Source organism: Pseudomonas entomophila (genome assembly GCF_013523125.1).
Lineage (GTDB): Bacteria > Pseudomonadota > Gammaproteobacteria > Pseudomonadales > Pseudomonadaceae > Aquipseudomonas > Aquipseudomonas entomophila_B.
Genome location: NZ_JAAMQJ010000005.1, coordinates 113,560 through 138,953, shown reverse-complemented (window position 1 = coordinate 138,953; position 25,394 = coordinate 113,560). Strand labels below are relative to the sequence as shown.

At 65.7% G+C, this 25,394-nt stretch carries 23 protein-coding genes; 15 read left to right on the top strand and 8 right to left on the bottom strand.

Features of this window, described 5'->3' with window-relative positions; genetic code table 11:
• Positions 1 to 67 precede the first annotated feature (67 nt).
• On the bottom strand, positions 68 to 1,444 hold the full coding sequence (locus G7007_RS05090) for an L-serine ammonia-lyase (RefSeq protein WP_181099550.1): 1,377 nt from the start codon (positions 1,442 to 1,444) through the stop codon (positions 68 to 70).
• Positions 1,445 to 1,589: 145 nt separating this feature from the next.
• Between G7007_RS05090 and G7007_RS05085 the strand changes: the two genes are divergently transcribed.
• Positions 1,590 to 2,534, top strand: a complete 945-nt coding sequence (locus tag G7007_RS05085) for a LysR substrate-binding domain-containing protein (protein WP_181099548.1) — start codon at positions 1,590 to 1,592, stop codon at positions 2,532 to 2,534.
• 14 nt (positions 2,535 to 2,548) lie between these two features.
• Here G7007_RS05085 and G7007_RS05080 read toward each other — a convergent pair whose 3' ends face one another.
• Positions 2,549 to 3,541, bottom strand: coding sequence for a bile acid:sodium symporter family protein (locus G7007_RS05080; protein WP_181099547.1), 993 nt, complete (start codon positions 3,539 to 3,541; stop codon positions 2,549 to 2,551).
• A 406-nt stretch (positions 3,542 to 3,947) separates the two neighbouring features.
• On the opposite strand from G7007_RS05080, the gene G7007_RS05075 reads away from it, so the two are divergent.
• A complete protein-coding gene (locus tag G7007_RS05075) occupies positions 3,948 to 4,259 on the top strand; it encodes a hypothetical protein (protein ID WP_181099545.1) in 312 nt (103 codons plus the stop codon).
• A gap of 59 nt (positions 4,260 to 4,318) precedes the next feature.
• Here the strand turns inward: G7007_RS05075 and G7007_RS05070 are convergent, their stop codons facing one another.
• The 3 genes from G7007_RS05070 to G7007_RS05060 form a co-directional block, all read right to left on the bottom strand.
• Positions 4,319 to 4,615 carry a hypothetical protein gene (locus G7007_RS05070; RefSeq protein ID WP_181099543.1) on the bottom strand — a complete coding sequence of 99 codons (297 nt, stop codon included), beginning with the start codon at positions 4,613 to 4,615 and terminating at the stop codon, positions 4,319 to 4,321.
• A 193-nt stretch (positions 4,616 to 4,808) separates the two neighbouring features.
• The gene (locus tag G7007_RS05065; RefSeq protein ID WP_181099541.1) at positions 4,809 to 5,129 is read right to left on the bottom strand and encodes a YbjQ family protein; all 321 of its coding nucleotides are present in this window, start codon (positions 5,127 to 5,129) and stop codon (positions 4,809 to 4,811) included.
• A 73-nt stretch (positions 5,130 to 5,202) separates the two neighbouring features.
• On the bottom strand, positions 5,203 to 6,087 hold the full coding sequence (locus G7007_RS05060) for an EamA family transporter (RefSeq protein ID WP_181099539.1): 885 nt from the start codon (positions 6,085 to 6,087) through the stop codon (positions 5,203 to 5,205).
• 131 nt (positions 6,088 to 6,218) lie between these two features.
• Here G7007_RS05060 and G7007_RS05055 point away from each other — a divergent pair, with 131 nt between their 5' ends.
• From G7007_RS05055 to G7007_RS05020, 8 genes are all read left to right on the top strand, one after another.
• Positions 6,219 to 7,526, top strand: coding sequence for a phosphate ABC transporter substrate-binding/OmpA family protein (locus G7007_RS05055; protein ID WP_181099537.1), 1,308 nt, complete (start codon positions 6,219 to 6,221; stop codon positions 7,524 to 7,526).
• 191 nt (positions 7,527 to 7,717) lie between these two features.
• Positions 7,718 to 8,830: a TerC family protein gene (locus tag G7007_RS05050; RefSeq protein ID WP_181099535.1), complete on the top strand. Its 1,113-nt coding sequence runs from the start codon at positions 7,718 to 7,720 to the stop codon at positions 8,828 to 8,830.
• 160 nt (positions 8,831 to 8,990) lie between these two features.
• Positions 8,991 to 10,145 carry a cysteine desulfurase family protein gene (locus G7007_RS05045; RefSeq protein ID WP_181099533.1) on the top strand — a complete coding sequence of 385 codons (1,155 nt, stop codon included), beginning with the start codon at positions 8,991 to 8,993 and terminating at the stop codon, positions 10,143 to 10,145.
• Positions 10,146 to 10,280: 135 nt separating this feature from the next.
• Positions 10,281 to 11,747, top strand: a complete 1,467-nt coding sequence (locus G7007_RS05040) for an MFS transporter (RefSeq protein WP_181099531.1) — start codon at positions 10,281 to 10,283, stop codon at positions 11,745 to 11,747.
• Between the two features lie 238 nt (positions 11,748 to 11,985).
• Positions 11,986 to 13,692, top strand: a complete 1,707-nt coding sequence (locus G7007_RS05035) for an amidase (protein WP_181099529.1) — start codon at positions 11,986 to 11,988, stop codon at positions 13,690 to 13,692.
• Positions 13,693 to 14,362: 670 nt separating this feature from the next.
• Positions 14,363 to 15,097, top strand: coding sequence for a helix-turn-helix transcriptional regulator (locus G7007_RS05030; protein ID WP_181099527.1), 735 nt, complete (start codon positions 14,363 to 14,365; stop codon positions 15,095 to 15,097).
• Positions 15,094 to 16,011: a pyridoxal-phosphate dependent enzyme gene (locus G7007_RS05025; RefSeq protein ID WP_181099525.1), complete on the top strand. Its 918-nt coding sequence runs from the start codon at positions 15,094 to 15,096 to the stop codon at positions 16,009 to 16,011. Before G7007_RS05030 ends, G7007_RS05025 begins: the two co-directional genes overlap by 4 nt.
• 167 nt (positions 16,012 to 16,178) lie before the next feature.
• Positions 16,179 to 17,060, top strand: coding sequence for an alpha/beta hydrolase (locus G7007_RS05020; protein ID WP_181099523.1), 882 nt, complete (start codon positions 16,179 to 16,181; stop codon positions 17,058 to 17,060).
• Between the two features lie 3 nt (positions 17,061 to 17,063).
• Here the strand turns inward: G7007_RS05020 and G7007_RS05015 are convergent, their stop codons facing one another.
• On the bottom strand, positions 17,064 to 17,795 hold the full coding sequence (locus G7007_RS05015; RefSeq protein WP_181099521.1) for a hypothetical protein: 732 nt from the start codon (positions 17,793 to 17,795) through the stop codon (positions 17,064 to 17,066).
• A 152-nt stretch (positions 17,796 to 17,947) separates the two neighbouring features.
• Between G7007_RS05015 and acuI the strand changes: the two genes are divergently transcribed.
• From acuI to G7007_RS05000, 3 genes are all read left to right on the top strand, one after another.
• Positions 17,948 to 18,931, top strand: a complete 984-nt coding sequence (gene acuI / locus G7007_RS05010) for an acrylyl-CoA reductase (NADPH) (RefSeq protein ID WP_181099519.1) — start codon at positions 17,948 to 17,950, stop codon at positions 18,929 to 18,931.
• A gap of 82 nt (positions 18,932 to 19,013) precedes the next feature.
• On the top strand, positions 19,014 to 19,412 hold the full coding sequence (locus G7007_RS05005; protein ID WP_181099517.1) for a MerR family transcriptional regulator: 399 nt from the start codon (positions 19,014 to 19,016) through the stop codon (positions 19,410 to 19,412).
• Between the two features lie 19 nt (positions 19,413 to 19,431).
• Positions 19,432 to 20,352: a hydroxymethylglutaryl-CoA lyase gene (locus G7007_RS05000; RefSeq protein WP_181099515.1), complete on the top strand. Its 921-nt coding sequence runs from the start codon at positions 19,432 to 19,434 to the stop codon at positions 20,350 to 20,352.
• 505 nt (positions 20,353 to 20,857) lie between these two features.
• Here G7007_RS05000 and G7007_RS04995 read toward each other — a convergent pair.
• Positions 20,858 to 21,373 carry an MgtC/SapB family protein gene (locus G7007_RS04995; protein WP_181099633.1) on the bottom strand — a complete coding sequence of 172 codons (516 nt, stop codon included), beginning with the start codon at positions 21,371 to 21,373 and terminating at the stop codon, positions 20,858 to 20,860.
• Positions 21,374 to 21,630: 257 nt separating this feature from the next.
• Here G7007_RS04995 and G7007_RS04990 point away from each other — a divergent pair, with 257 nt between their 5' ends.
• Both G7007_RS04990 and G7007_RS04985 read left to right on the top strand, forming a co-directional pair.
• Positions 21,631 to 22,668: an NADP(H)-dependent aldo-keto reductase gene (locus tag G7007_RS04990; protein ID WP_181099513.1), complete on the top strand. Its 1,038-nt coding sequence runs from the start codon at positions 21,631 to 21,633 to the stop codon at positions 22,666 to 22,668.
• A 537-nt stretch (positions 22,669 to 23,205) separates the two neighbouring features.
• Entirely contained in the window at positions 23,206 to 24,066 is an 861-nt protein-coding gene (locus G7007_RS04985; RefSeq protein WP_181099511.1) for a CAP domain-containing protein, read from the top strand.
• Positions 24,067 to 24,094: 28 nt separating this feature from the next.
• Here G7007_RS04985 and G7007_RS04980 read toward each other — a convergent pair whose 3' ends face one another.
• Complete coding sequence (locus G7007_RS04980; RefSeq protein ID WP_258198483.1) at positions 24,095 to 24,940, bottom strand: site-specific integrase; 846 nt, start codon at positions 24,938 to 24,940, stop codon at positions 24,095 to 24,097.
• Between the last annotated feature and the right edge of the window lie 454 nt (positions 24,941 to 25,394).

Genomic DNA, 25,394 nt, shown 5'->3' with positions numbered 1-25,394 from the left:
TCAGAACGACCGGGGCCGAGGGAAGTTCAGAGAGCGAGCAGGGCCTCACGCCCCGTTCAGGTCGCCCTCAACATTCGACGTAGGCGACCGCCAGACCGCCGCGCGAGGTCTCCTTGTACTTGTCGTGCATGTCCGCGCCAGTGTCGCGCAAGGTACGGATCACCTGGTCCAGCGAGATGAAGTGTTCACCGTCGCCACGCAACGCCATCTGCACCGCGTTGATGGCCTTGACCGCGGCGATCGCATTGCGCTCGATGCACGGCACCTGGACCAGCCCGCCGACCGGGTCGCAGGTCAGACCGAGGTTGTGCTCCAGGGCGATCTCGGCAGCGTTCTCCAGTTGCGGTGGCGTTGCGCCCAGCACCTCGGCCAGGCCGGCCGCCGCCATCGCGCAGGCCGAGCCGACCTCGCCCTGGCAGCCGACCTCGGCGCCCGAGATCGACGCGTTCTTCTTGCAGAGGATGCCCACGGACGCGGCGGCCAGGAGGAAGGCGACCACATCGTCGTCACAGGCATCGGGGTTGAACTTCATGTAGTAGTGCAGCACGGCAGGAATGATGCCGGCCGCGCCATTGGTGGGGGCCGTGACCATACGCCCACCGGCGGCGTTCTCTTCATTGACGGCCAGAGCGAACAGGTTGACCCACTCCATGGCGCTGAGCGTCGAGCCGATGACGTTGGGCTTGCCCAGTTCCTGAAGACTGCGATGCAGCCTGGCCGCGCGACGACGAACGTTGAGCCCCCCTGGCAGAATGCCCTCGTGGCTCAGGCCATTGGCGACGCATTCGCGCATGGCCGCCCAGATCTTCAACAGGCCCTCGCGGATCTCGTGCTCGCTGCGCCAGGCGCGTTCGTTGGCCATCATCAGCTGGCCGACGCTCAGCCCATGTGCCTTGCACAACGCCAGCAGCTCGGCCGCCGTGGAGAATGCGTAGGGCAGCGTCACATCGTGCTCGCCCTGGGACGGCGCGTCGATCTCGGCCTGCTCGACGATGAAACCACCGCCGACCGAGTAATAGGTGTGCGACAGCAGCGTGCCCTCGGCGCCGAAGGCGTCCAGGCGCATGGCATTGGGGTGATACGGCAGGTTCTCGTCGAGCAGCAGCAGGTCGCGGGTGTAGTGGAAATCGACCGGGTGACGACCCTCGAGCATCAGGCAGTGCTCCTGCATCAACTGGTCGATGCGTGGGCCGATGCTGTGCGGGTCGATCTGGTCGGGCCACTGCCCCATCAGGCCGAGCAAGGTGGCACGGTCGGTCGCATGGCCGACCCCGGTGGCCGACAGCGAGCCATACAGCCGCACCTCGACCCGGTCGACCTGTGCCAGCAGGCCCTGCTCACGCAGCGTCTGGGCGAAGGTCGCCGCCGCACGCATCGGGCCCACGGTATGGGAGCTGGAAGGGCCGATACCGATCTTGAACAAGTCGAACACACTGATAGCCATGCTAATACCTCACCGTCGGTCACGCGATAGGAGCGATGTATTCCGGATGAAGGAAGCGCTCGATGCCGTTGTGATGCGATGGTGACGCGATTGCCCTACACTGACCAACGAAAATTCCTAACCGAGCCTTTAGCAGGACTAAACCGTGCATCGACAACTCACCGGCCCTCTGTTCGTCTGGCTGCACGTGTTTTCCTGTGCGGCGCGGCACCTGTCGTTCACCCGCTGTGCCGAGGAGCTGCACGTCACCCCCGGCGCGGTGAGTCAGCAGATGCGCCACCTGGAAGAACGGCTTGGCTTTCGGCTGTTCCTGCGCCGTGCCCGGGGTGTGGAATTGACCGCCGAAGGCCAGCGCCTGGCGCAGACGGTCACCGAAGCCTATGGCAGCATCGAGGCCGAACTGGTGCGGCTGAACGCGGGCGACATCCGCGGCACGGTGCGCCTGCGCTCGATTCCTTCGTTCCTCGCCAAATGGCTCACCCCGCGCCTGCCACGCCTGCAGCAGCGCTACCCGGACATCGAACTGCGTTTGGTGGCCGAGGACAGCAACCAGCCACTGCACGAAGGCGACTTCGACCTGGCAGTCGACCTGAACGATGGCAGCTACCCCGGCATGCTGTCCACGCCCCTGCTGGACGAACAGATCTTCCCGGTCTGCTCGCCAGCCCTGCTGCGCGGACGACCGCCATTGCATGGGCCGGCAGACCTCGTCCACTACCCGCTGCTGCACGACATCACCGCCTGGCGCGGCAGCTCGGAGTATTCGGAGTGGGCGTTCTACCTGGACAAGATCGGTGCCGGCGGGCTGGATGTGCGTCGCGGCCATACCTTCAACCGCAACCACCTGACCATCGAGGCCGCCATCGCCGGCATTGGGGTGGCCATCGCCCGGCGTACCCTGCTCAACGACGAGCTGGAGCGTGGCGCGCTGATCGTGCCGTTCGGCACCTCGATCCCCAACCACAAGCGCTACGTGCTGCTCTACCCACCGGCAGGCCTGATGCGCCCAGGGCCGCGGGCCGTGCACGACTGGCTGGTGTCCGAGGCGCAGAGCTTTCGGGCACTGCATCCCTTGACCCCCGCTCCCTGACGCGTCGCGCTGGCTCAGCGTGCGGCCGACGCGCCCTCGACTTCCAGGTCACGGCGCGCGTAGCGCTGCGCGAGCACGGCGCAGACCATCAGCTGGATCTGATGGAACAGCATCAGCGGCAGGATCATCGCGCCGATGCCGCTGCCGACGAACAAGACCTGGGCCATGGGCACGCCGGTGGCCAGGCTCTTCTTCGAGCCGGCGAACAGGATCGTGATGCGGTCTTCGAGGTTGAATCCGAACAGCCGGCCCACCAGGTTCGTCACCAGCAGGATCGCCGCCAACAGCACCGCGCAGACCGCGAACAGTCCGGCCAGGTGCTGGGGCGAGACACTCTGCCACAGGCCGGTGACCACGGCGTCGCTGAACGCGGTGTAGACCACCAGCAGGATCGAGCCCTGGTCGACGATCTTGAGCCAGCGGGCATGGCGCTTGACCCACCCGCCGATCCAGCGGCGTGCCAGCTGACCGGCGACGAAAGGCACCAGCAACTGCAAGGTGATCTTCAGCACCGCATCCAGGCCCGACCCGGTCTCGCCGTCGGCGCCCAGCAGCAGCATCACCAGCAGCGGGGTCAGGAAAATGCCCAGCAGGCTGGACGCCGCCGCGCTGCAGATCGCCGCCGGCACGTTACCCCGGGCCAGCGAGGTGAAGGCGATGGCCGACTGCACCGTGGCCGGCAGCGCACACAGGTAGAGCACTCCCAGGTACAGCTCGTTGCCCACCAACGGCAGGAACAACGGCTTGAAGGCCAAGCCGATCAGGGGGAAGAGCGCGAACGTGCAGCTGAACACCACCAGGTGCAGGCGCCAGTGCCCGGCTCCCGCGATGATCGCTTCGCGGGACAGCTTGGCGCCATGCAGGAAGAACAACAGACCGATGGCCAGGTTGGTCAGCCAGCCGAACACCTGGGCGCCCTGACCTTGGCAAGGCAACACGCTGGCCGTGGCGACCACGGCCAGCAGGGTCAGGGTGAAGGGGTCGAAGAGCATGCGCAGGTATTTCATGGCAACCGGTCTCGAGCGGCGAGGAAGAACGGCACAGCATAGGCAGATCGGCGCTGTCCTGCTAACGCGAATACCCCCTCCAGTATCGGTGAAAGGACACTTTATGCCACGGTCGCAAGGCCCCGAGCACGCGACCAAGCAGTCTTGTAGTGACTTTTATTTTTAACTACAAAATGGTTGACGTGCGCTTTGCCGGTTCTGCATGATGAAGCCGTCTTCCTGATCGGAGACAAGCACGGGTATTCCAGGCGGTCGATTCAGCAGAAAACGGCCGCTCGTGGAGCAGGAACTGTCCAAAAGGCAGGTGAAAAAGCCCCTGTGGTGACGCTGCGGTAGCAGCCTGGGTAATGCGCTACATATGAGAAGCGCTGGGAATCACTTCATACTGGATAGAAGGGGCTTGACCATGAACTTGAACGATCAACTCACGCTCGACCAACTGGCACGTCTGTTCGCCACGCGCAAGGACAGCCACGATGACCATGTCCTGTGGATCAGCCAGGCCGGCGATGTCCGCCTCGACCGCCTGCCGCCGAACATCGGCGAGGGCGAGATCGACGCGCACATGCCGAGCATGAAGGCCTGTCTCAAGGTGTTCCGCCGAGGCCAGGGCTATGTGGGCAAGAAGGCCGCTGCCGACACCGACTTCGTCGGTGGCGTGCTGGAGTCGCTCAAGGCACTGGTGCCTGAGGGCTCGGGCCGTCACCTGGCGCGCTGAGAAGCCTCCCGGTCGGCCATCCCATCTGTCCAGGGCGGGATGGCCGACCTTCACGTGCTTCACGCACGCTTCTGTCGAGCGCCGCGCACGTCCTCGCAGATCGCCAGGGCCCTGGCCCGGTTCACGCCCCAGACCATCGCGCGGGTCATGCTCTCGCCGGGTCGCGACGGGTAGTACTCTTCCACCACCGCCTTGCCCGAGCGGTCATACACCCCCAGGAACAACTGGACGGCGCCTAGCCGCGACAAGCGGACCTGCACGTCGAGGGTGGTGCCATCGCTCAGGACTTCGTCATGGCAGCGGCTGTGCAACTGGGCATCCGCCCACGTCCAATAGGTCTCTTCCCTGATGCGCATGGCTTCGATCTCCTGTGCCGAAAAGCGCGCATAGTAAGGCACAGCAGGCCCAAGACCGCGAGGCGTACTTGGCCTTCGCTTGAGCCGGGTCAACAAACTTAGGAAAATTCTGACACCAGATTGCCAATCGTCTGATTGCGTCACTCAAAATATCGCCATCGAGCGCCCAGGGGCAACGTGACGCTCCTGGGGTTCAGCTCAGCTTCACGGCGGTGCCGGTGGCGAAGACCACCACCATGCCGCCTTGCACCGACGGCATGCTGATCTCGAAATCGACGCCGATCACCGCGTCGGCCTTGAGCTGCCGAGCTCGCTCGATCAGTTCGGCCGTGGCCTGCTCGCGGGCCTGGCGCAAGGCGCTTTCGAGGGTCTGCGAGCGGCCGCCGAACACGTCGCGAAAGCGGGCGAAGAAATCCCTGACGAAGTTGACGCCTTGCACCGACTCGGCGCTGACGACGCCCAGATACGCGGCGACCGGGCGGCCTTCGACATGGTGGGTAGTGGTCACGATCATGCAAGTCTCCTCGTATCAAGAGGCGGCATTGGGCTGCTGCCCCTGTCAGGCAGGGTGAACGAAAGTGTCCATCCTAGCAAAAGACCCCACGCAGGCGCTGACCAAGGCGCGCCCCGAACACGTTGATCAACAGGCCCAGCATGACCAGCAGCGCGCCCCACCCCTGGATCGCGCTTAGCCGTTCACCCAGCAGCCAGGCCGAGGAGCTCAGACCGATCACCGGCACCAGCAGGGAAAACGGCGCCACCTTGCCGGCCGGGTGACGAGACAACAGCGTGCTCCACAGGCTGTAGCCGAGCATGGTGGCGATGAAGGCCAGGTAGGCCAGCGCGCCGATCGAGTGCCAGCCGATGCCCATCAGGGCCTGCTCGATCAAGGCCGGCCCTTCCAGCCAGTACGACAGGGCCAGGAACGGTAGCGGCGGGATCAGGCCGCCCCAGATCACCAGGGCCACCAGGTCCACCGAACCGAAGCGCCGGGTGATGATGTTGCCCATGCCCCACATGGCCCCCGCGCACAAGGTCAGCACCAGCGCCAGCAAGGGGACATGGCTGCTGTCCTCGCTGCCTATCAGCGCCAGGCCGCCCGCGGCCACCAACAAGCCGGCCAGGCTGGCCGGACGCAGCGGCTCGCGCAGGAATAACGCGGCGAAGAACAGGGTGAAGAACGCCTGGGACTGCAACACCAACGAGGCCAGGCCCGGCGGCATGCCGCTGTACATGGCCTGGAACAGAAAGGCGAACTGCCCCAGCGAGATGGTCGCGCCGTAGGCGATCAACCAGCGCCAGGGCAACTGCGGCCGCTTGATGAAGAACACCGCGGGAAACGCCACCAAGGCGAAGCGCAACGCCCCCAGCAGCATGGGCGGCAGACCGTCGAGACCGATCTTGATCACCACGAAATTCAGCCCCCACACCACGATGACCACCAGGGCCAGCAGCAGGTCTCTCAGCGGCATCGTGCCTCCTTACATCCGATTATTAGAAATATTTCGTAACAGCATAAGCGTTGAGACGTGCCGGCGGCCAGTCATCCGCGTGTCATCCACCGGGGGTAGCGTGGCAGGTGTCCTTTCAAGAACACGTTCACATGCGTCATTTGTGCCTTCTGCTGGTGTTGGCGTGGAGCCCTGTCTGGGCAGCCGAGGCGTCCTTGCGTATCGCCGGTTCCAACACGCTCGGTGCCTCTGCCCTGCCCACACTGGTACGCGGCTGGCTGGCCGGGCGAGGTGCTTCGGACATTCAGACCCATGCCGGCCCGGTGATCAACGAGGTCGTCATCACTGCGCGAGGCGCCGATGGTCAACCTCTGCATGTCGAAATCGCCGCCCATGGCACCCAGACCGGTTTCGCTGCGTTGGCGGCCGGTCAGGCCGACCTCGCTGCCGCATCGCGCCCCATGGACGCTGCCACTGCCGAGCAGCTGCGCGAGCTGGGCGACCTGCGTTCAGCCGAGGCCGAGCAAGTGGTCGGTCTGGACGGCATCGCCGTAGTCGTTCATCCAGCCAACCCGCTGAACGCGCTGACCCTCGATCAACTCGCCGCGATCTTCGCCGGCCGTCTGACCCGCTGGGAACAGCTGGGCGTCCCGGGCGGAGCGATCCATGTGCTAGCGCGCGATGCGCGCTCAGGCACGTTCGATACCTTCCGGACCCTCCTGCTCGACGACGCGTCGACGGCCTTGAGCGCCGGCGCCGAGCGTTTCGAGTCCAACGAGGCATTGGTCGCCAGGGTGACGAACGATCGGCAGGCCATCGGTTTCAGCAGCCTGGCCGTCCTGCGCCAGGCCAAGGTCCTGGCCGTCGCCGAGGGCGATGCGCCCGCCCTGCTGCCGTCACCTGCGACCGTGGCCAGCGAGGACTACCCGCTGACCCGGCGCCTGTACCTGTACCAACCGATGTCCGTGTCATGCCCCCTGGCCCAGGCCCTGGTGACGTTCGTGCAGAGCCCGGCCGGTCAGGCCATCGTCGCTCGGCAAGGCTTCGTTTCACAGCAGGTGCTTGCCTTGCCCACGCAGCGCCGGGGCGACGTGCCCGCGCGTTATGAGGCCCTGCAGAGCAAAGCGCGGCGTTTGAACGTGAGCCTGCGCTTCCAGCCCGCGAGCGCGGCGCTGGACAACAAGGCGCTGCGCGATGTGCAGCGAATCGCGGCCTACGTGCGCAGTCGAGGGCTGGCTGCCACGCAGGTGACGCTGATCGGCTTTGGCGACCCCAAGCAGACGCCAGGACGCGCTGCCTTGCTGTCGCGTCTGCGGGCGATGGCCGTACGACGCGAGCTGGCGCGCACTGGTGTGGAGGTGCGCGAGGTGCTGGGCCTGGGCGATCAGTTGCCGATCGCCGACAACGCACGCGCCAGCGGGCGCCAGCGAAACCGCCGGGTCGAAGTCTGGGTGCGCTGAGACGAGGCGAAATCGTCAGCCGCAGGCGGGCCATCGGCTGGAAAAACGCTGTAACACCCTGCCCACTCACGCCCTCACCAACTGCAGCTAGGCTTGATTTCAAGTGATTACCGGGCCCCTCTGACGGCTGCCATGCCGCCATGTCGGAATCACGGTTGCCCATGCAACGACGACATTCACAGGAGGGGCTCATGACAGCTCTGCAGACGTTTTTGACAACGCCCGTACTGGGCACCAGCACCTGGCTGTGGCTGGTGTTCGTCGCCATCGTCATCGGCTTGCTGGTGCTCGACCTTGGCGTCCTGCACCGCCAGGAGCGCGAGATCGAGATGCGCGAAAGCCTGTTGCTGTATTCAGGCTATTTCAGTGTCGGGGTGCTGTTCGGGATCTGGATCTGGGTGCAGCTGGGCGCCCAGTCGGCCATGGAGTTCTACACGGGCTTTCTGGTCGAGCAGTCGCTGTCGATGGACAACGTGTTCGTCATGGCGATGATCTTCAGCTACTTCGCCATCCCTCGTCGCTATCAGCACCGTGTACTGTTCTGGGGCATCCTGGGGGTCGTGGTGTTGCGGGCGATCATGATCGGCGTGGGCGCCGCGCTGGTGCAGAACTTCGCCTGGGTCCTGTACGTCTTCGGTGCATTCCTGTTGTTCACCGGGGTGAAGATGGCGCTGTCCAGGGAGGACAGCCAGCCCGACCTGGCCAACAACCCCATGCTGCGGTTCGTCCGCCAGCACCTGCGTGTCACGGACGAGCTGCACGGTGCCCGCTTCTTCGTGCACAAGACGCCACCGGGCCAGTCGCGGGCGCTGCGTCATGCCACCCCGCTGTTCCTGGCGCTGGTGCTGATCGAACTGGCGGACCTGGTGTTCGCGGTGGACAGTGTGCCGGCGATCTTCGCGATCACCCAGGACCCCTTCATCGTCTACACCTCGAACATCTTCGCGATCCTGGGGCTGCGCTCACTGTACTTCGCCCTGGCCGCGCTGATGCACCGGTTCGTCTACCTGAAGTACGCGTTGGCGCTGGTACTGGTGTTCATCGGTTGCAAGATCTTCTATCACGGATTGATCGGCAAGGTGCCGGCGCTGCTGTCGCTTGGCGTGACGCTGGGATTGCTGGTGGGCGGTGTAGTGCTGTCGCTGATCAGGACCCGTGGGCAGCCGGCCGCGCCACTGACGGCCGGACACGTCGCGCCTTCGTTGCCGCCGGAGGCTGGCGGGGGCCCTGTCGAGTCTACGAACAAAGCCTTGCCGAGCGTTTCTTATAACCAAAATAACGATGAAAACCGTCACACGCCATAAGTGATAAATAAAATTTCTATGTTTTCCTTCTAATGAGAATTTAATTTCCCTGCATAAGGCCATCATCAGGATAAAAAATAATATTTTTCCTCCAACCCATTAGTACCATTTTGACAGGGGCATCGATGGTCGATGCCCGTTGTCACGATGGGTCGCCGCCATGCCACATACCCCTCTGTATTTCGACTATGCCGCCACCACGCCCGTCGACGAACGTGTCATAGAGGCCATGATCGGCTGCCTCGGCAGCCAAGCCACGTTCGGCAATCCTGCCTCCACAGGCCACGTCTATGGCCAGGCCGCCCGCACCGCGGTCGAGCAGGCTCGGCAGCAGGTGGCCGAGCGCGTGGGCGCCGCCTGCGGCGACATCGTCTGGACGTCCGGCGCCACCGAATCGAACAACCTGGCGCTCAAGGGCATCACCCTCACCTCAGGCACCCCGGGCCACGTGATCACCAGCGTGCTCGAGCACAAGGCGGTGCTCGACACCGTGTCCGAACTCGAACGCCAGGGTCATGCCATCACCCGGCTGCAGCCCGATGCCCAGGGGCTGATCCAGCCCGAGGCCGTCGAAGCGGCCTTGAGGCCCGATACCGTGCTGGTGTCGCTGATGGCCGTCAACAACGAACTGGGTACCTGGACTGACATCGCGGCGATCGGCCAACGGGTGCGCCGTCACGGCGCGCTGCTGCACGTGGATGCCGCGCAAGCGGTTGGCCGACGGGTACTTGACGTGCAGCGCGATGCAATCGACCTGATGTCGTTCTCGGCGCACAAGGTGTATGGCCCCAAGGGCATCGGCGCGCTGTACGTCGGGCCGCGTGCCCGTCCTGTCCTGCGTGCCCAGATCCACGGTGGCGGGCATGAAGGCGGCCTGCGCTCGGGCACCTTGGCCACGCACCAGATCGTCGGCATGGGCCGCGCCTTCGCGCTGGCCAGCGTACCGGGCGATGCCGAGCATCAGCGTCTGGAGCGGCTCAGCCAACGCCTGCGCGAAGGGCTGCTGGCCTTACCGGGTGTCTCGCTCAATGGGTGTCCGTACCAGCGCATCCCCCACACCTTGAACCTGCGCATCGAAGTGCCCGGCTTCAACAGTGCCGCCCTGGCCAGTGATCTGGCGCTGTCCTCGACCTCGGCCTGCAACTCCGCCAGCCAGGCCGCCTCGCACGTGTTGCTGGGCCTGGGCCTGACCCCGGCGCAGGCCCGCAGCAGCGTGCGCCTGAGCCTGGGCCGCCAGACCACCGAGGCCGAGGTCGAACGGGCCCTCGACGTCTTCGAGCGCACTCTCGCGGCCACGACACCCGCGCTCTGGTGAGGCGCTCAGGGGCGCTTCTCGTGACGAACGCCTGAAACGAGAAGGCCCCGACGGGGACGCCAGCCTCCCTGGCTTGAACTCTGTGGCGCTGCGGCGCTCCATCTGCTGAAGGCTTGTCAGCGAACAGGAGTTGCCATGACCACCCGAGCCCTGCGCGAACCCTCGGCCTCTACGCAAGAGCGCCATTTCGCCACCGACATCCCCGCACGCCTGGACCGCCTGCCATGGACACGCTTTCACACCTTGCTGGTGTTCGCGCTGGGAATCACCTGGCTGCTCGACGGCCTGGAGGTCACGCTGGCGGGCTCGGTGTCCGGCGCCTTGAAAGACAGCCCGGCCTTGCAGTTGAGCAACACCGACATCGGTATCGCGGGCGCCGTCTACATTGCCGGTGCCGTGCTGGGCGCGCTGTTCTTCGGCTGGCTCACCGATCGCCTGGGACGGCGCAAGCTGTTCTTCATCACGCTGTTCCTGTACATCGCCGCCACGGCAGCCACGGCACTGTCCTGGAACCTGTGGAGCTTCCTGCTGTTCCGCTTTCTGACCGGCGCCGGCATCGGCGGTGAGTACACGGCCATCAATTCGACCATCCAGGAATTCACACCTGCGCGCTTTCGTGGCTGGGTGGACCTGACCGTCAATGGCACGTTCTGGATCGGCGCTGCCCTTGGCGCGGTTGGCGCGATCGTGTTGCTGGATGCACACTGGGTGAGTACCGAACTGGGCTGGCGGCTGTGCTTCGGGATCGGCGCGGCGCTAGGGCTGATCATCGTCTGGATGCGCCTGTGGATCCCGGAGAGTCCACGCTGGCTGATGATCCATGATCGTCCCGACGAAGCCGAGCGCGTCGTCGCCGCCATCGAGCAGCGCTACAGGGCGCATGGTATCGACCTGCCGCCAGTCACCACCCCGCCACTGCGCCTGCGCGCGCGGGACCATACGCCGCTTCGCGAAGTGTTCTCCACGTTGTTCATCGGTCATCGCCAACGGGCACTGGTCGGGCTGACGCTGCTCACGGCCCAGGCCTTTTTCTACAACGCGATCTTCTTCACCTATGCGCTGGTGCTCACGGACTTCTATGACGTGCCATCGGCCCAGGTGGGCTGGTACGTATTGCCCTTCGCGCTGGGCAACTTGTGCGGGCCGCTGCTGCTGGGGCGCCTGTTCGACGTGGTCGGGCGCCGCATCATGATCAGCACCACGTTCCTGCTGTCCGGCGTATTGCTGGCCGCCAGCGGCTACGGTTTCCAGCAGGGCCTGCTCGACGTGACCGAGCAGACGCTCTGCTGGATGGTGATCTTCTTCTTCGCCTCGGCCGCCGCCAGCTCGGCCTACCTCACCGTGGCCGAGACCTTTCCGCTGGAGATCCGCGCCCTGGCCATCGCCGTGTTCTACGCCTTCGGCACCGGGCTGGGCGGCATCGTCGGTCCGATGCTGTTCGGCGCCTTGATCGACACCGGGGACCGCACCTTCGTGTTCTACGGCTACCTGCTCGGCGCCGCCCTGATGGTGGTGGCCGCCGTGGTCCAGGCGGTATGGGGCACGGCGGCCGAGCGCAAGTCGCTGGAGGACGTCGCTCGGCCTTTGTCGCAGGTGTCCTGAAGCTTCAAGCTTCAAGCTTCAAGCTTCAAGCCAGGGCGTCAGCGCCGACTCGACATCCTGCCAGCACCTGACTCACCGCCCTACGGTCAGCTTGCGGCTTGTGGCTTGTAGCTCGCCCCTCGCCCCTCACTGCTCCACTGCAAAGACCCATTGCCCCCACGCCAGCCTGCGAGGCCCGGCACCTTGTTGGTACACTGCCGCCCTTTATCACCCACCTGCACACAGACTGGTGACTGCAATGATCGAGGTAACCGAGGTTTCCATCGCTGCGCTGCGCGAGGCGCTCGTCAGGGGCCGCACGACGGCGGTCGAGCTGGTCGAGGCCTACCAGGCCCGTATCGCGGCCTACGATGGTGCCAGGACCGCCACGGCCTTGAACGCCGTGGTGGTGCACAACCCCGCGGCGCTCGAAGAAGCGCGGGCGTCGGATGCCCGCCGGGCACGCGGCGAAAGCCTGGGGCCGCTGGACGGCATTCCGTACACGGCCAAGGACAGCTACCTGGTCAAGGGGCTGACGGCCGCCTCCGGCAGCCCGGCCTTCGCCGAGCTGGTGGCACAGCGCGATGCCTTCACCATCGAGCGCCTGCGCGCGGCCGGGGCGATCTGCCTGGGCAAGACCAACATGCCACCCATGGCCAACGGTGGCATGCAGCGCGGGGTCTATGGCCGCGCCGAGAGCCCGTACAACGCCGACTACCTGACGGCACCGTTCGCCTCCGGCTCGTCCAATGGCGCCGGCACGGCGACGGCGGCCAGCTTCGCGGCCTTCGGCCTGGCCGAGGAAACCTGGTCCAGTGGACGCGGCCCGGCCTCGAACAATGGCCTGTGCGCCTATACCCCGTCGCGTGGCGTGATCTCGGTGCGCGGCAACTGGCCGCTGACGCCGACCATGGACGTGGTGGTGCCCTATGCCCGGACCATGGCCGACCTGTTGCAGGTGCTCGACGTGGTGGTGGCCGACGACCCGGATACCCGTGGCGATCTCTGGCGCCTGCAGCCCTGGGTACCGATCCCGCGCGCCTCCACCGTACGCCCGGCCAGCTACCTGGACCTGGCGGCAGACGCCAGCGCCCTGCGCGGCAAGCGGTTCGGCGTACCGCGCCTGTACATCAATGCCGACGCCGAAGCCGGCACGTCCGAGAAACCCGGTATCGGCGGCCCGACCGGCCAGCGCATCCACACCCGGGACAGCGTCATGGCCCTGTGGCACGACGCGCGCCGGGCGCTGGAGGCCGCCGGCGCCCAGGTCGTCGAGGTGGACTTCCCGCTGGTGTCCAACTGCGAGGGCGATCGTCCGGGCGCTCCGACCGTGTTCACCCGTGGCATCGTCTCGCCCGAATTCCTGCACGACGAGCTGTGGGAACTGTCGGGCTGGGCCTTCGACGACTTCCTGCGCGCCAATGACGACCCGCGGCTGAACCGTCTGGCAGACGTCGACGGGCCGAAGATCTTCCCGCACGACCCCGGCACCCTGCCCAACCGCGAGGATGACCTGGCCGCCGGGATGGACGAGTACGTGAACATGGCCAAGCGCGGGCTCAAGCGCTGGGACGAGATCGCCAGTGTGCCGGACGGCCTGCGTGGCCTGGAGCGCACGCGCAAGCTGGACCTGGAAGACTGGATGGACGCGCACGGGCTCGACGCGGTGATCTTCCCCACCGTGGCCGACGTCGGCCCGGCGGACGCCGACGTCAACCCGGCCAGCGCCGACATCGCCTGGAGCAACGGCGTGTGGGTGGCCAATGGCAACCTGGCGATCCGGCACCTGGGGGTACCGACCGTCACCGTGCCGATGGGGGTGATGGCCGACATCGGCATGCCGGTGGGGTTGACCCTGGCAGGCCGTGCCTACGATGACTCGGCGCTGCTGCGTTACGGAGCGGCGTTCGAAGCGACCGGCCAGCGCCGTCGCGTGCCGCCTCGTACGCCGCCGTTGGTTGGCTGAAGGCAGCGCAGCTGCCTCCTGTCCGGGCGGTTCAGGCATGCTGGCCGGACACATGGAGTGGCTGATTTGATGGGCCCTGCGGGCCAGGCCTTTCAACGTCTTTGCCTAACACGATGTGAACCGCATTGCTGATCTGGCAGAGCGGTTCACCCTCTGTGTGGGAGCGGGCTTGCCCGCGATGAAGGCGGCGATGGACCGGACGCCATCGCGGGCAAGCCCGCTCCCACACAGAGGGCTGCGCGTGCCTGTATCATGTCGTTGAATCGATGGGTGCAACAAACGATCCCATCCTGGAGCTTTTTCCAAAGACGTTGAAAGGCCTGGCCCTGCGGGCCCAATCGAGGCACGGGGGCCGCTCACAGGGGGATCGCGTCGACCTGAATGATCAGCGCCGCAGGCCAACGTGGAGCGGCCCCTGCCGGGAAGCCGGACCGGCCGCGATTGGGTCCGCAGGGGCCCACACATCACCCCACACGTTGGCGCGTGAGGTACAGCGAAACGACCTCTGCCACAGGCACCGAGCAATCTTTCCCCTTCTGACAGGCTGCACTCGCCTTCAGCGCTGAATGACCCACCATGACACCAGCCCAGGCAACGCTGTGGCCTCTTCCTGCTTGACGCCCACCCCTCAATTCAACACCATGTTGCAATTCAACACAGTGTTCAACCCATGTCCCCTGCCGCCGAGTCCGACCGCCACCTCGTCTTCACGACCTTGAAAGCCGCCCTGCAGGCCCTGGCCAGCGTGCTGCCGCGCAATGTCGAGCTGATCCTTCACGACCTGCGTATACCCGAACAGTCCGTGGTGGCCATCGCCAACGGTCATCTCTCGGGTCGAACCGTGGGCAGCCCGATCCTGGCCGCACCCGAGCAGGACCTGGGGTTCAAGGCGTTGATGCGCGCGTCTGGACAGCAAGCGGGCAGTGATCCTGTGGTCATCCCCGACTACCCTACCCACCTCAAGGGCCGCTCGCTGCGCAGTGCCACGGCCCTGTTCCGCGATCATGACGGCGTGCCCTTTGCCAGCCTGTGCGTCAACACCGACGTGACGGGCCTGGACGCCGCGCTGGACCTGCTGCAAGGCCTGCACCCCCTGGGCGCTCAGCCTGCCGTGGTCCAGGACGCCACCCTGGCCGCTCAGCCTCCGGCCGACATGGCCGTGCTGATGAGCGAGATCATCGACGCGGCCCTGCGGCGTTCGGGTCGCGGCAAGATGGACAAGGCCGCCAAGGTCGATGCCGTGCGCCTGATGCAGGCGCGCGGCCTGTTCATCGTCAAGGGCGGGGTGGAAAAGGCTGCGGCGGCCTTGGGCGTCACCCGTTTCACCGTCTACAACTATCTGGATCAATTGCGCGGCGAAGCGGACGACCTCGCCCGCGCGCACCCCGAACGGAGCCAACCGTGACCTTGCACATCGCCACCCCCCTGATCGAATCACGCCCCCTGTCGCTGGCCTGTGGCCGACCGCTGTCGCTCAAGCTCGAAGCCCTGCAACCCTGCGGCTCGTTCAAGCTGCGAGGTGTCGGCCATGCCTGCGAGGTCCATTTCGCCCGTGGCGCCCGGCATTTCGTCTCGTCCTCCGGCGGCAATGCCGGGCTGGCCGTGGCCTACGCGGGCCGTCATCTGGGCGCCGCCGTGACCGTGGTGGTGCCACAGACCACCAGCGAGCGTGCCAAGGCACTGTTGGCGATGGAAGGCGCCAAGGTCATCGTGCAGGGCAGCTCCTGGCAGGAGGCCAACGAACTGGCCCTGACCCTGGTCGGGCCGGACGATGCCTTCATCCACCCGTTCGATGATCCGCTACTCTGGGAAGGTCATGCCAGCCTGGTGGACGAACTGGTCCAGGCAGCCTACAAGCCCGACGTGATCATCCTCTCGGTCGGCGGCGGCGGGCTGCTCAGCGGCGTCGTCGAAGGCCTGCGGCGCCATGGCTGGCACGATGTGCCGGTGCTGGCGGTGGAGACCGAAGGCGCCGCCTCGTTGCACCGGGCCTTGGAAGCAGGTGAACTGATCGAACTGGAACGCATCGAGTCGCTGGCCACCACGCTCGGCGCCAAGCAGGTCGCCGCCCAGGCGCTGGCTTGCGCGCAGACGCACCCCGTGCTCAGCCACCTGGTCAGCGATCGTGCAGCGCTGCTGGCCTGCGAACGCTTTCTGCTCGACCACCGCTTGCTGGTCGAGCCCGCCTGTGGCGCTGCACTGGCACTGGCGTATACGCCCGACGCCCTCTCGGCCTATCGCAACCCCATGGTGGTGGTCTGCGGAGGCGCGACGGCAACGCTCGAGCAGATCCAGACATGGCTGGCCACCTTGGACTGAGGCGAACCGGCTCCGGCTCCCCGCCTGCTGCTCAGGCCGGGGGGCATCCACTGCGTCCGAGACGACACATGCTGCAACCCTCGCGTGGCGATCATACGACCGCTGGCCTGCCCCTGACCGGATCGATCTGTTAAACAGGGCATTCTTCCCTTGCACTGGAGCCTACGATGCCCAACGCGTTTCCCACCACCAGGCGCCGCTGGCTGTTCGCTCTCCTGGCGCTGACGCTGGCCGTGGCATTGCCCGCCGGCTGCAGCGTGTTGCAACACAAGGAACGCGAACTGGTGTTTCGCATCGAGCCGGGCCAGGCGAGCTGGTTCCACGGCCTGCCGGCCGGCGTGCAGGAACTCGACCTGCGCGCCCCGAGCTTCGATAAGCAACAGAGCCTGCATGCCTGGTGGTGGCCGGCCAAACGCGCCAATGCACCCGCGATCCTCTACCTGCACGGCGTACGCTGGAACCTGACCGGCCAACTGTTTCGCATCGAGCAGCTGCACGCCATGGGCTATTCGGTGCTGGCCGTCGACTATCGCGGGTTCGGGCAGAGCCGTGGCGACCTGCCCTCCGAATCCACGGTCTACGAAGACGCCCGCATTGCCTGGGAGCGCCTCACCCAGCTGCAACCGGACCCCAGCAAGCGACTGATCTTCGGCCATTCGCTGGGCGGCGCGATCGCCGTGGACCTGGCCACTGACCTTTCACAGCGGGCGCGCCAGGCTGGCAGCCCGGTGTCGGCCCATGGGCTGATCCTGGAATCGACCTTCACGTCGCTCGGCGACATTGCCGGGGTGGTGACCAACACCAGCTTGCCGGTGCGCTGGCTGCTGTCGCAGAAGTTCGACTCGCTCGGCAAGATCCCGGACCTGGGCATGCCCCTGCTGATGGTGCATGGCCTGAACGACCGCTACGTGCCGTCGCGCTTCAGCCAGGCCCTGTTCGACGCGGCGCCGCAGCCCAAGACCCTGCTGCTGGTGCCCGGCGCCGGTCACATCGACAGCATGCGCCTCGCCGGCGCGCGGTACCGTCAGGCGATCGACGCGCTGCTGTGAGCGTCACTGCACCGGCAAGAAGTTCATGAACAGCAGGCTCTGGGCGTAGTTCAGGCCAATGCGCCGGTAGCGTTCGTCGAGCAGCTCGGCCAGCAGGTCCAGGCGCGCGACGATCTTGCCGAAGCCCACGGCAAAACTCAGGTTGCTGCCCTCCTCCGAGATCTCGTTGGAGAACAGCAGCAGCACGCCATCGGCATCCTGCCGCTGGCTGAGCATCCAGGTGGCCTTCTCGATGTTGCGCGCCGCGTTGCTGACGAACAGCGGGTCGATGGCGTCGGTCACGAAGAACTCGGTGCGTCCCCCATGGGCGGTGACCAGCATGCTGCCGATGGCATAGATGAAGGCCCCGACCCGGTCGCCGCGAAAGTCGGGATCCAGCGCGTAGCTCAAGGCCGCCAGGTCGCGCCGCTGGCCCAGTTGCGGCAACGGCTGGCGTTGCTCGATGGCCACGCGGATCTGCCGCTCGGCGGTCGCGGCATCGACGTAGCCGGAGCGTTTCCACTGCTCGGGGTTGCGCAGGTACAGCTTGTTCATCAGCCGATACAGGCTGCGCAGGTTGTCACGCATCGCCAGGGTGGCCAAGCGATCGACGCTGGTCTGGAAGAACTCGCGGGGGGTGCCTTCGCTCAGTTGCGCGGCGAGGCCACGGCCTGGCCGATGGCTGCACGCGACAAGGCACAGACACAGGCTGGCCAGCAGCAGCGTGCGGATACGGTTGGACGAACGAACAGCCATGAGACAGGATCGACAGTCGGCGGCGCGCCGGGGATCGGCGCGACCTGGCCATGCATAGAACCGCGAAGCCTGAAAAAGTGCAGTCGTCGGCTTCATTTCCACGGCATCATGGACCGCTGACCAGGCCATTCCTGCTTACAGAGGAGAGACAGATGTTCAAGGCAATCCTGATCGACCAGGCCGCGCAGGGGCAGCACGCACAGGTCACCGACCTCGACGATGACCAGCTCCCCCTCGGCACGGTCACCGTGCGCGTGACCTACAGCACCCTCAACTACAAGGATGCGCTGGCGATCACCGGCCAGAGCCCGGTGGTGCGGCAATTCCCGATGGTGCCGGGCATCGACCTGGCCGGCACGGTCGAGCACAGCGGCCACCCTGACTGGCAGGTCGGCGACCGGGTCGTGCTCAACGGCTGGGGTGTAGGCGAGCGCCATTGGGGCGGCCTGGCCCAGCGGGCACGGCTCGACGGCGACTGGCTGGTGCCGATGCCCGCCGGGCTGGACGCGCGTCAGTGCATGGCGGTCGGCACGGCCGGGTACACCGCGATGCTGTGCCTGATGGCGCTGGAGCGTCATGGACTCACGCCCGATCAGGGGCCGGTGCTGGTCACCGGCGCCAGTGGCGGGGTCGGCAGTTTCGCCGTGAGCCTGCTCGCCCAGGCAGGCTATCAGGTCATTGCGGCCACGGGTCGAGCCGAAGAAGCTGATTACCTGCGCACCCTCGGTGCCACCGAGGTGCTGGCGCGCAGTGAACTGTCGGAGCCGGGTAAACCGCTCGGCAAGGAGCGCTGGGCGGCGGCCATCGATTCGGTGGGCAGCCATACCCTGGCCAACGTCTGCGCCGGGACTCGGTCCGAAGGGCTGGTGGCGGCCTGCGGGTTGGCCCAGGGCATGGATTTCCCATCCTCGGTGGCGCCGTTCATCCTTCGTGGTGTCAGCCTGCTGGGCATCAACAGCGTGACCCAGCCCTATGCGCGGCGGGTCGAGGCATGGCAGCGATTGGATGAGGTGCTCAATCGCCAGCAACTGGACCTGATCACCCAGTCGATCGGCCTGAACGAGGCGCTGGATCGAGCACCTGCGTTGCTGGCGGGCCAGGTCCGTGGCCGCCTCGTCGTGGACGTGAACCGCTGAACGACACGCTGCCGCACCCCGTCATGTTGACGTGCACGTCAACATGACGCTAGCGTAGCGGACCTTCCTGGCGAGCTTACCCATGAGCGATCAGACCTACAGCATTTCCGACCTGTCGCGCGAACTGGACATCACCACCCGCGCCATCCGCTTCTATGAAGAACAAGGCCTGCTCAGCCCCACGCGTCGAGGCCAGGAGCGCATCTATTCGCCCCGCGACAAGGTCACCCTGAAGCTGATCCTGCGCGGCAAGCGCATCGGCTTCTCGATCGCCGAATGCCGCGAGCTGATCGCCCTGTACGACCCCAGCAGCGGCAACCGCAAGCAGCTCGAGAGCATGCTGGCCAAGATCGACGAACGCCGTGGGCAGCTCGAGCAGCAGATGCTCGACATCCAGCAGATGCAGATCGAACTGGACGTGGCCCAGGAGCGCTGCGAGCAGGCGCTGGCCACCACCCTCGCCCACGCCAATACCCCATGAACTGAACAGGAGACCTGCCATGTCCTTGCCGACGCATGTCCGTGTGGTCGAAGTCGGCCCACGCGACGGCCTGCAGAACGAAGCGCGCCCCATCGCGGTGGCCGACAAGATCCGCCTGGTCGACGACCTCGGCGCGGCCGGCCTGCGCTACATCGAGGTCGGCAGTTTCGTGTCGCCCAAGTGGGTGCCGCAGATGACAGGCTCGGCCGAGGTGTTCGCTGGCATGACGCGCCTGCCGGGGGTCACCTACGCCGCCCTGGCACCCAACCTGCGCGGGTTCGAGGACGCCCTGGCGGCAGGGGTCGAGGAAGTGGCCGTGTTCGCCGCCGCCTCGGAGACCTTTTCGCAACGCAACATCAATTGTTCGATCAGCGACAGCCTGGCGCGCTTCGAACCGATCCTGGCCGCTGCCACGGCTCACCACGTACGCGTACGTGGCTATGTATCCTGCGTGCTGGGTTGCCCCTACGAAGGCACGGTCAACCCTGAGCAGGTGGTGCCGGTGGCACGGGCGCTGTACCAGATGGGCTGTCATGAGGTGTCGTTGGGCGACACCCTCGGCGTCGGTACGCCAGGCGTCACGCGCCGGCTGTTCGACCAGGTGGCGGGGGCCGTGCCCCGGGAAGCGTTGGCCGGACACTTCCACGACACCTACGGGCAGGCCATGGCCAATGTCTATGCCAGCCTGCTGGAAGGCATCACGGTCTTCGACGCGTCGGTTGCCGGGCTGGGCGGCTGCCCCTACGCCCGCGGCGCCACGGGCAATGTGTCGACCGAGGACCTGGTGTATCTGCTGCAAGGGCTGGGCATCGATACCGGTATCGACCTGGACCGGTTGGTCGCGGCGGGTCAGCGCATCAGCGACGTACTGGCGCGTGCCAATGGTTCGCGGGTGGCACGGGCGCGGCAAGGCGTGTCTGTCACCGGCGCTGGCAGTTGAGTGTTACCGCCGTGCGAGCGCACGCGGCGAAACGGGTAACAGGGAAACAATTTGACGCGCATTTTCAGCAGCAAGCCTACGAAGTCTAGGCTAACTCCTTGTTTAAAAAGGATTCTAAAAAGTTGGCACGGCACCTGCTATCTCTTACGCATAACAAGAACAACAGCAGCGGCACCCAATAACAACAACAGGCAGCGGTTCTGACAAAACAAGAACAACACGGCAGAGACGCAGCAAGCAGATTTTTTTGAAGTCGATGTGCACGGCAGGTCAACCGACACAGAACAACAAGACTGCCTCAAGGCAGTGACGGTCGGACTCAGGCCCGCAGGCAATTGCAGGTCAGCGCTCAAAAAAATACGTTTGCTCTTGACCCCGAATGGGGGTCGTTCGCGACACCGAGACATGGCTGACAATCACAACAACAGGCCGGTCCTCGATAACAATAAAAGAGCACGCAGCAGCGTTTCGAGGGGGAGCTCAGGCTCCCCCTCGTGCTATGCGCTCAGCCCTTTTCATCTTCCTCACGGGCTTTCTGCTCTGTCCTCACTTCGATACGATCGACCAATGCCGGCATGCTGTGCAGCACCAGCAGGGCCATCAGCGTACTGACCAGCGCCGTCGCCTCGCGCCCCATGCCCGCCGCCGTACCGATTGCCGCCGTCATCCACAGGCCGGCTGCCGTCGTCAGCCCTTTGACATGGCTGGTCTCGCGCCCATTGCCCTTGAGGATGGTACCAGCGCCCAGAAAACCGATACCGGCGACGATTCCCTGAATGACCCGGCTCATGGCCTGGGCATCGGCACCGGCCATGTTCGGCGCCAGCACGAACAGCGCAGCGCCCAGCGACACCAGCATGTGCGTGCGCACCCCGGCCGACTTGCCTTTGCTTTCCCGCTCCAACCCCAGCACCGCACCCAGCAGCGCTGCCATCAGCAGCCTGACCAGGATCCGCGTGACCTGCTCCACGTCGGCCAGGTCGGCGAACTCGGCTTCGAGGGCGTCGCCGATCGCGTCCAGCACTGCATCCATCGGGTGTTCTCCTTGACGAGGCATGTGTAACCATGGACTGCCAGCAGGCGGCAGGAGTGCCCCTAACATGGTCCGCTCGCCAAGGATTGGCCCTGGAAGGCATTCGTGTGCGCTTGCCAAACGACCGGTGCAGGTGGCAACGTCGAGCTCGGCATATGGGGCGCATCACCCAGGCACCTCGACTTCCCGCTCGCGCGAGGTCTGACAGCGCCCCCTCACCGACCCTTACTGTCATGGAGAACAGCATGCAACGACGCCCTCTCGGACGCACCTCTCTGCAGGTCAGCGCCATCGCCCTCGGCACCATGACCTGGGGCGAACAGAACACCCAGGCCGAAGCCTTCGAGCAGATTCGCCTGGCCAAGGACGCCGGGGTCAACGTCCTCGATACCGCCGAGATGTACCCCGTGCCGCCCAATGGCAAGACCTATGGCAGCACCGAACGCATCATCGGCGAGTACTTCCGCCAGTTCGGCGACCGGGGCGACTGGGTGCTGGCCAGCAAGGTCGCAGGCCCCGGCCGCATGCCGCACATTCGCGACGGCAACCCGCGCCTGAACCGGGCCAACATCGTCAAGGCCCTGGAAGATAGCCTCGAACGGTTGCAGACCGACTACCTGGACCTCTACCAACTGCACTGGCCGGACCGCAAGGCCAATTTCTTCGGCCAGCTGGGCTTCACCTTTGACCCTGACGATCAGTTCGTGGCGATCGAAGACACCCTTGAGGTGCTCGACGAGCTGGTCAAGGCCGGCAAGATCCGTCACATCGGGCTGTCCAACGAAACGCCGTGGGGCACGATGCGCTTTTTGCACCTGGCCGAGCAACGCGGCTGGCCGCGTGCCGTGTCGATCCAAAACCCCTACAACCTGCTCAACCGCACCTTCGAAGTGGGCCTTGCGGAAATTGCCCTGCGCGAACAGATCGGCCTGCTGGCCTACTCGCCCCTGGCCTTCGGTGTACTCAGCGGCAAGTACCTCGAAGGCGCACGACCGGACGGTGCGCGACTGACCCGGTTCGAGCGCTTCCAGCGCTACACCAACCCCCAAGCCGAAGCCGCGGCGCAACGGTATGTCGAACTGGCACGTGCGCATGGGCTGGACCCGGCACAGATGGCCCTGGCCTTCGTCACCAGCCGCCCGTTCGTGACCAGCAACATCATCGGCGCGACCACCCTGGAACAGCTGGAGCACAACCTGGCAAGCGTCGATCTGACACTTGACGATTCGCTGGTGCAGGCCCTGGAAGCCATTCACGTCGAGCAGCCGAACCCGGCGCCTTGAGCGGCTGAAGCACCCATCGCGACCCTCCTGTGGGAGATTCTATGGGTTTTGCCAAGTGCGAATGTGGCCCCTGCGGGGCCAATCGCGGCCGGTCCGGCGCCCCGGCAGGGGCCGCTCCACCGGCCGCGGTGATGCAGGTCATCGCGATCCATGTGGGAGCGGGCTTGCCCGCGATAGCGTCCGGTCCGTCGCCGCCTGCATCGCGGGCAAGCCCGCTCCCACACAGGGGGTGAACCGCTCTTCCAGATTAGCGATGTGATCCACACCGTGTTAATTAAAGACGTTGAAAGGCTTGGTCCGCAGGACCCACAAGAGATACGGCAGTCTCAGCGCCTCTTGTGGGAGCCGGCTTGCCGGCGATGGCGGCGGCACATGCCCGCTCGGCACGACCGCAAGCCCCGCCGCACTTTTCGTCCCATCGACGGTCTACCGACTCTTGCCTGCGGCCACCGTGCAGTTCAGTCCGGGCCAAACGCAAACGGCTTGTGTAGGATGGTCCCGCAACATCGGGCCGCTGCCAGTCATAGGGAGATCTTCATGCGCGTGTTGTCATCCGCTGCTTGCCTTGCCCTCGCGGCGCTGAGCCTGGGGCCGTTCACCCTGGCCCATGCCATGAGTGGCGAGGAAACGCAGCTGATCGAGTCGATCAACCACTACCGCAGCCAGACCCAGGCCTGCGGTGGCGAAGCCTCCCTGGAACTGGCGCCGCTCAACAGCGACACACGCCTGGCACTGTCCCCCGAAGGCACGCGCGACCTTCAGCAGGCCATGACCCAGGCGGCCTACCCCATGGTCAACGTCCAGGCCATCAGCCTGTCCGGCCCACGGGATGCCCAGGCCGCGATGCAGGTGATCGAGGAAAGCTTCTGCCAGGTCGTGCTTGACCCGCAATTCGTCGACATCGGCGTCAGCCAGGAAGGTCGCGACTGGCGCATCGTCCTGGCCCGCCCACTGCTTAGTGGACGCCTGGGCGATTGGCAAGTCGAGGGCCAGAAACTGCTTCAGGAGATCAACGCCGCGCGCAGCCTGCCGCGCCAGTGCGGCGGCCAACCCTTCGCCCAGGCCGGCGCGCTCACCTGGAGCACGATCCTGGCGGGCGTCGCCGCCACCCACACCCGCGCCATGGCCAACCAGAACTACTTCGATCACCTCGACAAGGACGGTCGCACACCGGGCGACCGTGCCGAGCTGGCCGGCTACCTGTACCGGCAGATCGGCGAAAACATCGCCGCAGGGCGCGACACACCGCGCAAGGTGGTCGATGGCTGGTTGGCCAGCCCTGGCCACTGCGCCACCCTGATGAATCCCGACTTCACCGAATTGGGGGCGGCCTATGCCGTGGACCCCAAGAGCGATGCCGGCATCTACTGGACCGGTCTGTTCGGCACGCCACAGTGAGGCAGGCTCTGCCGCACCGTCCTGTCGGTCAATAATCGAAGCGGTCTACCGCGCGCCGCCGCTCGTTGTCGTCGCGCCGGTCATAGCTGGCAGTGGTCTGGATGTTGGCATGGTGGGCGAGCTTCTGGGCAATCGACAGGTCGTGCTCTTCGATCACCCGGGTGATGAACGCGCGGCGAAAGTCATGGGGCATGATCTTGATGCCGACCTGTGCGCCCCGCTGGCGGGCGATGTAGTAGATGGCGTGCTTGGTGATGCGCGCGCGGGTGATGTGGTTGCCACGGCGGATGCGATTGAACAGGAAGCTGTCGTCCTCCAGCCCTGGCGGCAACGCCGCGCGACGAAAGCTCAACCAGGCCTGGAGCCGCTCGAAGACCCAGGGCGGCGCGTACTTGATCAGCTGGCGGTTACCCTTGCCCAGCACCTGCACGCTGCGTTCCTCGAAATCCACCTGGCTCAGGTCGATGTCCACAGACTCCGACTTGCGCATGCCCGTGCCATAGAGCAGCGCGATGATCGCGGCATCACGGATGCCTTGCGGCCTGGGGTCGGCAGCACAGACGTCCATCAGCTCGCGGATCAGGCTGCGTCGCAGGTTGCGTCCCGGGGGCAGCCGACTGCCACCCGCCGGCTTGACCTCGCGGATCTTCAGCAGCCGGTCGTGGGAGATCAGCTCCAGGCGCCAGGCTTCGTTCATCACGCCGCGCACGGCGTTGACGTACAGCGACGAAGTATTGGGCGCGAATCCGTCGGCGCGCAAGGCCGCCACCAGCCCGATCACGTGCCCGGCTTCGAGCTGGTGCCACGGCACGTCGGCGATGTCGCAATCGTCGAACCCCAGGCGGTCGGCGACGTCCTGCAGCACGTAGCGCATGGTCAATTGACTGGACGGCGCCAGGCGAGCGAGGTAGTGCGACAATGGGTTGAGCGGAAGACTGGGCAAAACGAGGTCCTGTGCACGCGGGATGAACGCTTGGGGAGATCGGCTCCGCCCGCCAGCGCCTCGGCGCGGGGCCACGGGGAATGGTACCGCATTCGGCACGTCCAGACGATCAACGCCCATCACTGGATCAAGACGCGCCCGTGCCGACCGTTGGTCGGAAAACCCATGGATGCTCGCGTGCTGAAGCGTGCGTGCCATCAGCCAGAAACCGCGCACTAGACGCTTGCCGCTGCAACATGACCTGCCCGCCCACGACGTTGGTCGTGCTGGACAGGGCTGCGTTCACGCGCTTGTCACGATCAGTGCGCGAAGATGGCGTTTCAGGTGCTATCGTTACCCTTCGCGCAGGCCGAGGTTCGGTGGCGCCATCGCCGTGTTCGACGTC